The following is an 11,664-nucleotide window of genomic DNA, read 5'->3' as shown; positions in this document are numbered from 1 at the left end:
CGAACGGGCCGCGTGGTCTCCGTGAAGATCACGCGGCCCGCCGGCGGAATTCAGAGGCAGGGGGTGGGCACTCAGTGCCCCTGCGCCTCCGCGCGCTTGTACGACTTCTCGATCTCGGCCTCGGCGTCCGCGCGGCCGACCCAGTCGGCGCCCTCGACGGACTTGCCGGGCTCCAGGTCCTTGTAGACCTCGAAGAAGTGCTGGATCTCCAGGCGGTCGAACTCGGAGACGTGGTGGATGTCGCGCAGGTGCTCCACGCGCGGGTCGGACGCCGGGACGCAGAGCAGCTTGTCGTCGCCGCCCGCCTCGTCGGTCATCCGGAACATGCCGATCGCGCGGCACTTGATGAGGCAGCCCGGGAAGGTCGGCTCGTCCAGGATGACGAGGGCGTCCAGCGGGTCACCGTCCTCGCCGAGGGTGTTCTCGACGAATCCGTAGTCCGCGGGGTAGCTGGTCGACGTGAAGAGGCGACGGTCCAAGCGGATCCGGCCGGTCTCGTGGTCCACCTCGTACTTGTTCCGCGAACCCTTCGGAATCTCGATGGTGACGTCGAACTCCACGGGTGGCTCCTCCATGATCAGCACATACTTCGGGTGGTTAAGTGTCCCTCACGCAGATGTGTGATCGCGAAAGGGGCTGGTTGTCGTGCCCGAGCTCAAGCCTTGGCAGAAGACCTGGCAGCAGGTTCGGGGGCTGGCGGGGCAGTTTCCCAGGCCTCCGGCTCCCAAGATCCCTGCCGCTCTCAAGACTCCTTCGAAGCTCAAGACCTGGCAGCTCACGGCGGGTGCCGCCACCGTCGGACTCGTGGTCGCGGCCGGTGCGGTGGCCACGGCGGGCCCCTGGGATTCCTCCGGTCAGCGTACGGCCGAGCGGGACCGGGCGGCTTCCCAGGAGGCCGGGGGTGGCGCAGATCACGGCGGTCGTACGTCCGGACGGGCGCCCGGGGCCGCCCCGAGCGCCCCCTCCGTGCTCAGGGGGCTCGGCGCACCCGCGGGTTCCGCGCACGGCGGCTCCGCGCCCGCCCCGGACGCCAAGGCGCTCGCGGGCGTCCTCGATCCGCTCCTGAAGGACAAGGCGCTCGGTCCCGAGCGCTCGGCGGTCGTCATCGACGCGGGTACCGGGCGGCAGGTCTACGGCAAGGGGGGCGGCGATGCTCTGACGCCCGCGTCCACCACCAAGATCGCTACGGCGGTCGCCGCGCTGACCTCGGCCGGGGCCGACCACCGCATCACCACGAAGACGGTGATCGAGCCGGACTCGAAGGACGTCGTACTGGTGGGAGGCGGCGACCCCACGCTCACCGCCCGCAAGGACGGCCCCTACTCGGGGAGCTCCGCGAGCCTGCGCGACCTGGCTCAGGACACCGCGCGCGCCCTGAAGGACCGCGGGGCCGACGAGGTGAACCTGTCGTACGACACCTCGCTGTACTCGGGGGAGCAGCAGCACCCCATCGGCCCGAACGAGAACCTCACCCTGGTCAGCGCCCTGATGGCCGACGAGGGCCGCCTCGACGACTCCTCCAGCGGCCCGGCGCCGCGCGCGGGGGACCCGGCGGCCGACGCGGCGAAGAAGTTCGCGGGCTTCCTGGAGGACGAGGGCATCGAGACGACCGCGAAGGACAACGCGAAGGACAAGAAGGACAAGAAGAGCGAGAGCGACAAGAAGAACGACGGCGACAAGAAGAAGGACCCCGGCCCGTCCAAGGCGACCGACCGCGCCGAGTCCCTCGCCAAGGTCGAGTCTCCGCCGCTGTCCGCCCTCGTCGAGCGGATGCTGACGCACAGTGACAACGACATCGCCGAGGCCCTTGCCCGCCAGACGGCGCTCGCCGCCAAGGAGCCGGTGAGCTTCGACGGCGCGGGCAAGGCGATCGACGCCCAGCTCAAGAAGGCCCAACTTCCGCTGGACGGAACGAAGTTCGCCGACGGGAGCGGCCTGGACCGGGCGGACCGCAGCTCCGCCGAACTGCTCGCCGCGCTCCTGGCCCGCGCCGCCGACCCCGCCCACCCCGAACTGCGCTCGGTGGTGACGGGCCTGCCCGTGGCCGGTTTCACGGGCACGCTGGTCGACCGCTACCCCAAGGGCTCACCGGGCACCGGCGTCGTACGCGCCAAGACCGGCACCCTGACGGGCGTGAACACCCTCGCGGGCACGGTCGTCGACACGGACGGCCGCCTCTTGGTCTTCGCTTTCATGACGACAGGCACCACGGACCCCATGGCGGCCCAGGCGGCGCTCGACCACATGGCGTCGGCGGTGGCGAAGTGCGGGTGCCGGTGAGAGCGGGTGAACGCCGGTGAGTCCCCCTGGGCCCCGGCGCCTTTCCGTCGAGTCCCGCTGACCCCTACGGGGCCGGCCCAGGGCAATCTCGGGGCTCAACCCCCTCCGCAGGCGGAGCCGACCACGTACCGTTGACGCATGACGAGCATCGGTGGTGCGGAGATGGTCGACTGGAATCTCGCGGTGGCGACCGCGACCCGGCTCGTCCGGCCGGGTCCAGAAGTGAGCCGGGACGAGGCGCGGGCCATCGTCGCCGAGCTCCGGAAGCATGCGAAGTCCTCGGAGGAGCACGTCCGGGCCTTCACCCGGATGGGCACGGAGGACACCCACGACACCCCGGTGCTCGTCGTCGACCGTGCCGGGTGGATCCGGGCGAACGTCGCCGGGTTCCGGGAGATCCTCAAGCCGCTCCTGGACAAGATGCAGGACCGGCGCAGCGGCCCCGGCGGCGCCATGCTCGGTGCGGTCGGCGGCAAGGTGACGGGCGTCGAGCTGGGGATGCTGCTCTCCTTCCTCGCCTCACGCGTCCTCGGGCAGTACGAGACCTTCGCCCCGGCCACTCGCGACCTCCCGGCAGGGCAGAGCGGCGGTGGCAGGCTCCTCCTCGTGGCACCGAACATCGTGCACGTCGAGCGCGAACTCGACGTGGACCCCCATGACTTCAGGCTCTGGGTCTGCCTGCACGAGGAGACGCACCGCACGCAGTTCTCGGCCGTGCCCTGGCTGCGGGATCACCTCGAAGGTGAGATCCAGTCATTCCTCTCGGAGACCGAGGTCGACCCGATGACGGTCATCGAGCGCATCAGGGAGACGGCCCAGTCGCTCGTCGGCGGCCGCCCCGAGGGCGAGGACGACGACGGCGGCCGCTCCATCGTGGAGCTCGTGCAGACCCCCGCCCAGCGCGAGATCCTCGCCCGCCTCACGGCCGTGATGTCGCTGCTCGAAGGGCACGCGGACTTCGTGATGGACGGAGTCGGCCCCGACGTGGTGCCCTCCGTCGGCGAGATCCGGGAGAAGTTCAAGGAGCGCAGGGCGCGCGGGGCGAGCCGCGTCGACCAGGCCCTGCGCAAGCTGCTTGGCCTCGACGCGAAATTGCGCCAATACCGCGACGGCGAGCGTTTCGTGCGTGCGGTCGTGGGCGAGGTCGGGATGGACGGCTTCAACCGGGTGTGGACCTCGCCGAACACGCTGCCCACCAAGTCGGAGATCGCCAAACCGGCGGATTGGGTCGCGCGGGTGCACCGTAAGGGAGAGTGAGGGCGGCAAGGGAGCGAGTTGCGGCCGATGGCAGGAGAACGCCTCCGCAATCACCCGTCCGAGGGACCGTGAGCCATGGGTAGGCGTGCAATGCTCGGGGAACGGCTCGGCTCTGTCACCATCGACACACTCTGAGTGACTAACCTCATGGGATCTGCCTGAGGCCTGATCTCCCGAATGTGGTCCTGAGTGACAGGTCCGAGGCTCACCCCCGAACTTCATGAAGGGAACCGGACATGGGTCCCCATCCTGCGGTCGCGGCGATACGCCTGGCGGTCCGCCGCGTACTCCACGACGTACTGACCGACGTACAGCGCACCGAAGCCCATCGCGCCGATCCAAGGCGCCCCCAAGCACAGCGCACCCCCGAGCACGTTCCCGCACGCCCCGCTCACGCCCACCCTCCATGCGAGCAGGCCCCGGCGCCACTCGTCCTTGTCGCGTGCTCCGGCGGCGCCGACTCCATGGCGCTCGCCTCCGCCCTCGCCTTCGAGGCCCCCAAGCTCGGCATCCGCGCCGGCGGCGTCACCGTCGACCACGGACTGCAGGACGGGTCCGATCTGCGCGCCGCCGAGGTCGTCTCGCGGCTCACCGCCCTCGGCCTCGAACCGATCGAGTCCGTCGCCGTCGACGTCGGCCGGGACGGCGGCCCCGAAGCCGCGGCCCGCGACGCGAGGTACGGCGCGCTCGACGCCGTCGCCGAACGCCACGGCGCCGCAGCGATCCTGCTGGGCCACACCCGTGACGACCAGGCGGAGACCGTCCTGCTCGGCCTCGCCCGCGGGTCCGGCATCCGTTCGCTGTCCGGGATGGCGGCGGTGTCCGGCGGACCGGGTGCCGACCGCCGCTACCGCCGCCCCTTCCTGCACATCGACCGGCAGACGGCCCGCAAGGCCTGCATGGTCCAGTCGCTGCCCGTCTGGGACGACCCCCACAACACCGACCCCGCCTACACACGCTCGCGGCTGCGGCACGAAGGTCTGCCCGCCCTGGAGAAGGCGCTGGGCAAAGGCGTCGTGGAGGCACTCGCCCGTACGGCCCAGTTGTCCCGGGACGACGCCGATGCCCTGGACCACTGGGCCGCGCAGGCGGAAGCCTCCGTGCGCGATGCCGCGGGCCTCCTGGAGTGCGCCAAGCTCTACGCCCTGCCGCCCGCCGTGCGCCGCCGCATCGTGCGCCGCGCCGCCATCGACGCGGGCGCCCCGGCCGGTGCGCTGTTCGCCCGGCACCTGGAAGAGGTCGACCGGCTGATCACGGGCTGGCGCGGCCAGGGAGCCATCAATCTCCCGGGCAAAGTCGTCGCCCAGCGCCAGGGTGGCAGACTGGTCATCCGGCAAGGCTGTTGACCGAGGGGCCCCTGGTCCCCGCGCAGCCGGTGGGACGGACGACCGAAAGTGATGCGGGTGGACGCGAAAGACATGGGCACCGACCTTCAGTCGGTGCTCATCACCAAGGAAGAGATCGACGCCAAGCTGGCTGAGCTGGCCGCGAAGATCGACGCGGAGTACGCGGGCAAGGACCTGCTGATCGTCGGAGTGCTCAAGGGCGCAGTGATGGTCATGGCGGACCTGGCGCGTGCGCTGTCCACCCCGCTCACCATGGACTGGATGGCCGTGTCGTCGTACGGCGCGGGCACCCAGTCCTCCGGGGTCGTGCGGATCCTCAAGGACCTGGACACCGACATCAAGGGCAGGCACGTCCTGATCGTCGAGGACATCATCGACTCCGGTCTGACGCTGTCCTGGCTGCTCTCCAACCTCGGCTCGCGCGAGCCCGCGTCGCTGAAGGTGTGCACGCTGCTTCGCAAGCCGGAGGCGGCCAAGGTCGCGATCGACGTGGAGTGGGTCGGTTTCGACATCCCGAACGAGTTCGTCATCGGGTACGGCCTGGACTACGCGGAGAAGTACCGCAATCTGCCGTTCGTCGGCACGCTCGCTCCGCACGTCTACGGCGGCTGACACCCGGCTCCCCGAAGGCTCCCGGGCCAACTCCACGGAGGCGGCCGGGAACCCTCACCCGTTTCCCGGCGTTGGAGCATGCGAAGACAGGTTTGTCAGCCCTCCCGTGCGGCTTCGGGTGACAATGCTGAGGTACCGTCCGAAGAACAGTCTTTATCAAACTCACTATGGCAGGAGGGACGGGGCGTCATCGCTCCGTATGGATGGACGTGAAGCGATACTTCCGTGGGCCAGTCATGTGGATCGTGCTGGCCGTCCTTGCCGTGGTCGTGTTGATGCAGGTCGTCGGTTCGTCCGGCGGCTACAAAACAGTGGACACCGGCCAGGTTGTGCAGGCGATCAACGACGACAAGGTCGAATCAGCCAAGCTCACCACCGGTGACGAGTCGACCATCAAGGTCGAACTCAAGGACGGCCAGAAGGTCAAGGACAGCAGCAAGATCCAGGCGAGCTACATCGGCAACCAAGGTGTTGCCATCGCCAAGACCTTGCAGGACAAGTACCAGGACAAGAAGATCCCGGACGGTTACACCGTCTCGCCGTCGAAGCAGAACCCGTTCGTCGGCATCCTGCTTTCGCTGCTCCCCTTCGTACTCATCGTCGTCGTATTCCTGTTCCTGATGAATCAGATGCAGGGCGGCGGCTCCCGGGTCATGCAGTTCGGGAAGTCCAAGGCCAAGCTGATCACCAAGGACACTCCGAAGACGACGTTCTCGGATGTGGCCGGATCGGACGAGGCCGTCGAGGAACTCCACGAGATCAAGGAGTTCCTCCAGGAGCCGGCGAAGTTCCAGGCCGTCGGAGCCAAGATCCCCAAGGGCGTGCTCCTGTACGGCCCGCCCGGTACGGGTAAGACGCTTCTCGCGCGTGCTGTCGCGGGTGAGGCCGGCGTCCCGTTCTACTCGATCTCCGGTTCCGACTTCGTCGAGATGTTCGTCGGTGTCGGTGCCTCGCGTGTGCGTGACCTCTTCGAGCAGGCCAAGGCGAACGCCCCGGCGATCGTCTTCGTCGACGAGATCGACGCCGTCGGCCGGCACCGCGGCGCCGGTATGGGTGGCGGTCACGACGAGCGCGAGCAGACGCTGAACCAGCTGCTCGTCGAGATGGACGGCTTCGACGTGAAGGGCGGCGTCATTCTGATCGCCGCCACGAACCGCCCCGACATCCTCGACCCGGCGCTCCTTCGCCCCGGCCGTTTCGACCGCCAGATCGCGGTCGACCGTCCGGACATGCTGGGCCGTCTGGAGATCCTCAAGGTTCACCAGAAGGGCAAGCCGGTCGCCACGGACGTCGACCTCGGCGCGGTGGCGCGGCGTACGCCGGGCTTCACGGGTGCCGACCTGGCGAACGTGCTGAACGAAGCGGCGCTCCTGACGGCGCGCGGCGACAAGAAGCTGGTCGACAACAACGCGCTCGACGAGGCGATCGACCGTGTCGTGGCCGGTCCGCAGAAGCGGACTCGGATCATGTCCGACAAGGAGAAGAAGATCACCGCGTACCACGAGGGCGGACACGCCCTGGTCGCGGCGGCGTCTCCGAACTCGGACCCGGTGCACAAGATCACGATCCTGTCGCGCGGCCGGGCCCTCGGTTACACGATGGTCCTGCCGGACGAGGACAAGTACTCGACCACGCGCAACGAAATGCTCGACCAGCTCGCGTACATGCTGGGCGGGCGCGCGGCGGAGGAGCTCGTCTTCCACGACCCGACGACGGGCGCGGCGAACGACATCGAGAAGGCCACCGCGACCGCACGGGCCATGGTCACGCAGTACGGCATGACCGAGCGGCTCGGCGCGATCAAGTTCGGTGGCGACAACTCCGAGCCGTTCCTCGGCCGCGAGATGGGTCACCCGCGCGATTACTCCGAAGAGGTCGCGGCGCTGGTCGACGAAGAGGTCAAGAAGCTCATCGAGACCGCGCACAACGAGGCCTGGGAGATCCTCGTCGAGAACCGCGACGTTCTCGACAACCTGGTCCTCCAGCTCCTCGAGAAGGAAACGCTCAACAAGGAGCAGATCGCCGAGGTCTTCTCCGGCATCGTGAAGCGCCCGGCCCGCCCGGCGTGGACCGGTTCCTCGCGGCGCACGCCCTCGACCCGCCCGCCGGTGCTCTCCCCCCGGGAGCTGTCACTGACGAACGGTGCGAACGGCGCCACTCCCGCGGTGACAGCGGGCCCGACGGATACGCCCGTCGATGTGACCAAGGAGGATCGCTCCGAGAGCTGATCCCCGGCGTCTCAGCAGGCCCGGAATGGAAGCTGCGCCCCCCTGGTTCTAGCCTGGGGGGCGCAGTTTTTCGTACTACTGACGCATTGACGCGTGGAACGCTAGGAACGAGGCACACATGACCGACCCCGTGACGCTGGACGGCGAGGGCGCGATCGGCGAGTTCGACGAGAAGCGAGCCGAGAACGCCGTGCGCGAGCTGTTGATCGCGGTCGGCGAGGACCCGGACCGCGAGGGCCTGCGGGAGACCCCGGGGCGCGTGGCGCGGGCGTACAGGGAGATATTCGGCGGTCTGTGGCTCAAGGCCGAGGATGTCCTGACGACGACGTTCGACCTCGGCCACGACGAGATGGTCCTGGTGAAGGACATCGAGGTGCAGAGCTCATGTGAACACCACCTGGTCCCGTTCCACGGCGTCGCGCACGTCGGCTACATCCCGTCGTCCGACGGGAAGATCACCGGCCTGTCCAAGCTCGCCCGTCTCGTGGACGTGTACGCGCGCCGTCCGCAGGTCCAGGAGCGGCTGACCACGCAGGTCGCGGACTCCCTGATGGAGATCCTCGAGCCGCGCGGCGTCATCGTGGTCGTCGAGTGCGAGCACATGTGCATGACCATGCGCGGGGTGCGGAAGCCGGGCGCCAAGACGATCACGTCGGCGGTGCGGGGCCAGCTCCGTGACCCCGCGACGCGCAATGAGGCGATGAGCCTCATCATGGCGCGCTAGGCGCCCGCTCCGCGGGACGTGCTGGACGTGCGGGTTCGTCTGCGGGGGCGTCGTGGCTGGTCGCGCGGTTCCCCGCGCCCCTTCGGGATGCTCCCCGCCGGGTTGCTTCAGGCGGCTGCGGCCGTCCCGCCGTTCTCGTCGTCGTCCTCCGGGAGGCTGCAGACCTTCTCCAGGAAGAGGGCCGCCGCTATCACCGCGATGCCCGCCAGGAGCGAGAGTCCCGCGTAGATCGCCTGGTCACGGCGGGCCGGGACGTCCAGGTACTCCAGGAGGAAGACGCCCGTGCCGCCGTACATCCCGGCGACCAGGGCGGTGACCAGGGCGCTCGCCTGGCCGAAGACGACGGCGCGCGCGGCCATCATCGGCTCGACGCCCTTCGCCCCGGGGCGCCGCTCGCGCTGCGCGCGCAGCCGGGAGCGCAGCGAGAGCGCCGTGGCGAGCAGCACCGCGGCGATCACCGCGAGCACGATGGGCGCGGCCAGCGGGACCCGCGGCAGTGTGCCGACGGAGTCCCACAGCCTGGCGCCCGCCCAGGACAGCACCCCGGCCACCACGAAGAGGCCGGCCAGTGTCCTGATGCGCAGGTGCTCCACGGGTGACCCCTCGTCGCCTTCGTCGTCGTCGTACGGAACCGCTTCTCGTCGTGCGGGTCCGTTAGACCCTAACGACTATTCGGGCAGCCTGAGTTCCAGGTCGACACGGGGTGTGACGCCGTCGCGGGTGACCTTCGCGAGCAGGTCGGCGACCGCGCCGCGTCCCGCGAGCTGCGCCTCGGGCTCCACGTCGTGCCAGGGGGCGAGGACGAAGGCGCGCTCGTGCGCACGCGGGTGGGGGAGCGTGAGGATCGGGTCGTCCGAGACGATGTCGGCGTACGACACGATGTCGACGTCGATCGTGCGGGCGGCCCAGCGCTCGTCCCGTACGCGATGGAAGGCTTCCTCGATCGCGTGGGCCCGCTCCAGGAGCGAGGAAGGCGGCAGGGTGGTCTTCACCACGACGATCGCGTTGAAGTACGACGGCTGGGTGTCCGGTTCGACGCCCCAGGGCTCCGTCTCGTACACCGGAGAGACCGCCTTGACGCGCAGTCCTGGCGTGTCCTCCAGGGCGTCGATCGCGCCCTGCAGCGTCTCCAGGCGGTTGCCGAGATTGCTGCCGAGGGAGATCACGGCTCGTTTGGGGTTGGAGAGGGTGGTGTCGGCGGCGTCGACCTGTTCCACCACAGCGGTGGGCACCGGCTGGACGGTCGGGTCGCTCTGCCCTTGCGTGGAAAACGCGGTCATACTCGGCTCCGGGTGATGGTGACGGTCACATCGTCGAAGGGGACGGTGATCGGGGCGTCCGGTTTGTGGACGCACACCTCGACCTCCAGGACTCCTTCGTGCTTGAGACACGTCTGGGCGATGCGCTCGGCGAGCGTCTCGATGAGGTCGACGGGATCACCCTCGACGGCGGCCACGACCTCCTCCGCCACGACGCCGTAGTGCACGGTCTTCGCCAGGTCGTCGTCGGCGGCGGCCGCACGGGTGTCCAGGCCAAGAACCAGGTCCACGATGAAGGTCTGGCCCTCTTCGCGTTCCCGCGGAAAGACACCGTGGTGCCCACGGGCCTTCAGGCCGCGCAGCGCGACACGATCCACGCGAATCACTCCTGCAATCGTCGGTATCGGCAGGCCTGCACCGAGTGCGGTCGGCACACCAGCCTCGATCGAATCTACCTGCGCGCACTGACAGTCCTTGCCCGCGGGGGCTCTTGGAACCGCCCCTACCCACTCAGGAGGGTGACTCCTCGCCCTCTTCGTCGTCGGTTTCGGCGAGTACGGGTGAGGCGTGGTGTGACCAGAGCTTCCATCCGTCGACTGTGCGGCGGAACACATTGGTGGCGACGACGAGCTGGCCGACGAGCGGCCCGAGTTCGCCGCCGCCCTCCGGGGGCGGGCCGCCGCTGAGGATGTTCTCGGTGCAGGTCACCAGGGCGGTGTCACCGGCGACACTGACGTGCACGTCGGTGAGGAAGAACTGGATGTACTCGGTGTTCGCCATGATCAGCGCGTACGACCTGAGGACCTCGCCGCGGCCCGTGAGGACGGGCCAGCCGGGGTGGACGCAGGAGATCGCGGCTTCGTCGCCGTCCTCCGCGATGTCCTCGTCGTCCCGGCCGTCGAGGTCGTCCGGGTCGGCGTCGTCGGCGGGGCCCGCCGGTCGCGGTGCCGTGTCCGCGTCCAGCCAGAGGTCGGAGAGCTCGTCGAAGTCGCCGCGCTCCAGTGCTTCGTAGAAGGCCGTGTTGGCCGCTTCGACCTGTTCCGCGTCGGTCTTGGCCCGGGTCACCGAGAACCGCCCGACGCGCCGGCCACGGCGTGTGCGACGCGGACGGCGTCGGCGGTGGCCCGCACCTCGTGCACGCGGACCGCCCAGGCGCCCTGGTGGGCGGCGATGGCGGAGACGGCGGCGGTGGCCGCGTCGCGCTCGCGGGCGGGCGGCGGAGCGCCCTCGGGGCCCGCGAGGACGCGGCCGAGGAAGCGCTTGCGGGACGCGGCGACCAGGATCGGGTGGCCGAGCTCACGGAGGCGGTCCAGGCGGGCCAGGAGCGCCAGGTCGTGCTCGACGTCCTTGGAGAAGCCGAGGCCCGGGTCGACGACGATGCGCTCGGGGGCGATGCCGCCCTCGATGGCGGCCTGCACGCGCGCGTGGAGCTCGTCGACGACTTCGGAGACCACGTCTTCGTAGACGGGCTTGGCGTGGATGTCGGTGAGGAAGCCGCGCCAGTGCATCACCACGAAGGGCGCCCCCGCGGCGGCGACCGCGGGGACCATGCGCGCGTCGGCGAGGCCGCCGCTGACGTCGTTCACCAGGACGGCGCCCGCGGCGAGCGCCTGCTCGGCGACGGTGGCGCGCATCGTGTCCACGGACACCGTCACGCCCTCGGACGCGAGACCCCGCACGACAGGGACCACGCGCCGCAGCTCTTCGTCCTCGTCGACGCGCGGGGCGCCGGGACGGGTCGACTCACCGCCCACGTCGACCAGGTCGGCGCCCTGGGCGACCAGGTCGATGCCGTGCTTGACGGCCGCCGTGGTGTCGAACCAGCGGCCCCCGTCGGAGAAGGAGTCGGGGGTCACGTTCACGACCCCCATGACCGCACAGCGGCCCCACTCCGGCAGCCCTTCGACCGTTCCCCGCCCGCGCAACGTACTCATGCCTCCAGCCTAGGCCCGGACGGG

Annotated in this window: 12 protein-coding genes; 6 read left to right on the top strand and 6 right to left on the bottom strand. The window is 69.7% G+C overall.

Going from position 1 to position 11,664, the window contains the following annotated elements; all coding sequences use genetic code 11:
- Positions 1-71: 71 nt before the first annotated feature.
- Positions 72-560 carry an inorganic diphosphatase gene (locus ACZ5CR_RS19190; protein ID WP_135330561.1) on the bottom strand — a complete coding sequence of 163 codons (489 nt, stop codon included), beginning with the start codon at positions 558-560 and terminating at the stop codon, positions 72-74.
- An 85-nt stretch (positions 561-645) separates the two neighbouring features.
- On the opposite strand from ACZ5CR_RS19190, the gene dacB reads away from it, so the two are divergent.
- The 6 genes from dacB (at position 646) to folE (ending at position 8,447) form a co-directional block, all read left to right on the top strand.
- Positions 646-2,280 carry a D-alanyl-D-alanine carboxypeptidase/D-alanyl-D-alanine endopeptidase gene (gene dacB, locus ACZ5CR_RS19185; RefSeq protein WP_468858974.1) on the top strand — a complete coding sequence of 545 codons (1,635 nt, stop codon included), beginning with the start codon at positions 646-648 and terminating at the stop codon, positions 2,278-2,280.
- Positions 2,281-2,418: 138 nt separating this feature from the next.
- Positions 2,419-3,537 carry a zinc-dependent metalloprotease gene (locus tag ACZ5CR_RS19180; protein ID WP_468858972.1) on the top strand — a complete coding sequence of 373 codons (1,119 nt, stop codon included), beginning with the start codon at positions 2,419-2,421 and terminating at the stop codon, positions 3,535-3,537.
- A gap of 236 nt (positions 3,538-3,773) precedes the next feature.
- Positions 3,774-4,883: a tRNA lysidine(34) synthetase TilS gene (gene tilS / locus ACZ5CR_RS19175; RefSeq protein WP_468858970.1), complete on the top strand. Its 1,110-nt coding sequence runs from the start codon at positions 3,774-3,776 to the stop codon at positions 4,881-4,883.
- Positions 4,884-4,934: 51 nt separating this feature from the next.
- Positions 4,935-5,495 (top strand): hypoxanthine phosphoribosyltransferase, encoded by a 561-nt coding sequence (hpt, locus tag ACZ5CR_RS19170; RefSeq protein WP_389901979.1) that lies wholly within the window; start codon positions 4,935-4,937, stop codon positions 5,493-5,495.
- A gap of 203 nt (positions 5,496-5,698) precedes the next feature.
- Positions 5,699-7,723, top strand: a complete 2,025-nt coding sequence (gene ftsH, locus ACZ5CR_RS19165) for an ATP-dependent zinc metalloprotease FtsH (RefSeq protein ID WP_468858967.1) — start codon at positions 5,699-5,701, stop codon at positions 7,721-7,723.
- 118 nt (positions 7,724-7,841) lie between these two features.
- The gene (folE, locus tag ACZ5CR_RS19160; RefSeq protein ID WP_468858965.1) at positions 7,842-8,447 is read left to right on the top strand and encodes a GTP cyclohydrolase I FolE; all 606 of its coding nucleotides are present in this window, start codon (positions 7,842-7,844) and stop codon (positions 8,445-8,447) included.
- 107 nt (positions 8,448-8,554) lie between these two features.
- Here folE and ACZ5CR_RS19155 read toward each other — a convergent pair whose 3' ends face one another.
- The 5 genes from ACZ5CR_RS19155 to folP all read right to left on the bottom strand — a co-directional run bounded on the left by ACZ5CR_RS19155 (position 8,555) and on the right by folP (position 11,640).
- Positions 8,555-9,040 (bottom strand): DUF3180 domain-containing protein, encoded by a 486-nt coding sequence (locus tag ACZ5CR_RS19155; RefSeq protein WP_468858963.1) that lies wholly within the window; start codon positions 9,038-9,040, stop codon positions 8,555-8,557.
- Between the two features lie 75 nt (positions 9,041-9,115).
- On the bottom strand, positions 9,116-9,727 hold the full coding sequence (gene folK / locus ACZ5CR_RS19150) for a 2-amino-4-hydroxy-6-hydroxymethyldihydropteridine diphosphokinase (RefSeq protein ID WP_468858961.1): 612 nt from the start codon (positions 9,725-9,727) through the stop codon (positions 9,116-9,118).
- A complete protein-coding gene (gene folB / locus ACZ5CR_RS19145; protein WP_160506392.1) occupies positions 9,724-10,083 on the bottom strand; it encodes a dihydroneopterin aldolase in 360 nt (119 codons plus the stop codon). The genes folK and folB overlap by 4 nt, the downstream gene beginning before the upstream one ends.
- A gap of 133 nt (positions 10,084-10,216) precedes the next feature.
- On the bottom strand, positions 10,217-10,771 hold the full coding sequence (locus ACZ5CR_RS19140) for a nuclear transport factor 2 family protein (RefSeq protein ID WP_468858959.1): 555 nt from the start codon (positions 10,769-10,771) through the stop codon (positions 10,217-10,219).
- Positions 10,768-11,640 carry a dihydropteroate synthase gene (folP, locus tag ACZ5CR_RS19135; RefSeq protein ID WP_468858957.1) on the bottom strand — a complete coding sequence of 291 codons (873 nt, stop codon included), beginning with the start codon at positions 11,638-11,640 and terminating at the stop codon, positions 10,768-10,770. The genes ACZ5CR_RS19140 and folP overlap by 4 nt, the downstream gene beginning before the upstream one ends.
- Positions 11,641-11,664: the final 24 nt, after the last annotated feature.

The organism is Streptomyces sp. NPDC031274 (genome assembly GCF_055570235.1).
This window is presented reverse-complemented; position numbering and strand designations above follow the sequence as displayed.

Bases quoted from the DNA above. Each gene is read 5' to 3' on its own strand.
- folP (WP_468858957.1), bottom strand. From the start codon at position 11,640: ATGAGTACGTTGCGCGGGCGGGGAACGGTCGAAGGGCTGCCGGAGTGG.
- folE (WP_468858965.1), top strand. From the start codon at position 7,842: ATGACCGACCCCGTGACGCTGGACGGCGAGGGCGCGATCGGCGAGTTC.
- ftsH (WP_468858967.1), top strand. From the start codon at position 5,699: ATGGACGTGAAGCGATACTTCCGTGGGCCAGTCATGTGGATCGTGCTG.
- hpt (WP_389901979.1), top strand. From the start codon at position 4,935: ATGCGGGTGGACGCGAAAGACATGGGCACCGACCTTCAGTCGGTGCTC.
- folK (WP_468858961.1), bottom strand. From the start codon at position 9,727: ATGACCGCGTTTTCCACGCAAGGGCAGAGCGACCCGACCGTCCAGCCG.
- ACZ5CR_RS19180 (WP_468858972.1), top strand. From the start codon at position 2,419: ATGACGAGCATCGGTGGTGCGGAGATGGTCGACTGGAATCTCGCGGTG.
- tilS (WP_468858970.1), top strand. From the start codon at position 3,774: ATGGGTCCCCATCCTGCGGTCGCGGCGATACGCCTGGCGGTCCGCCGC.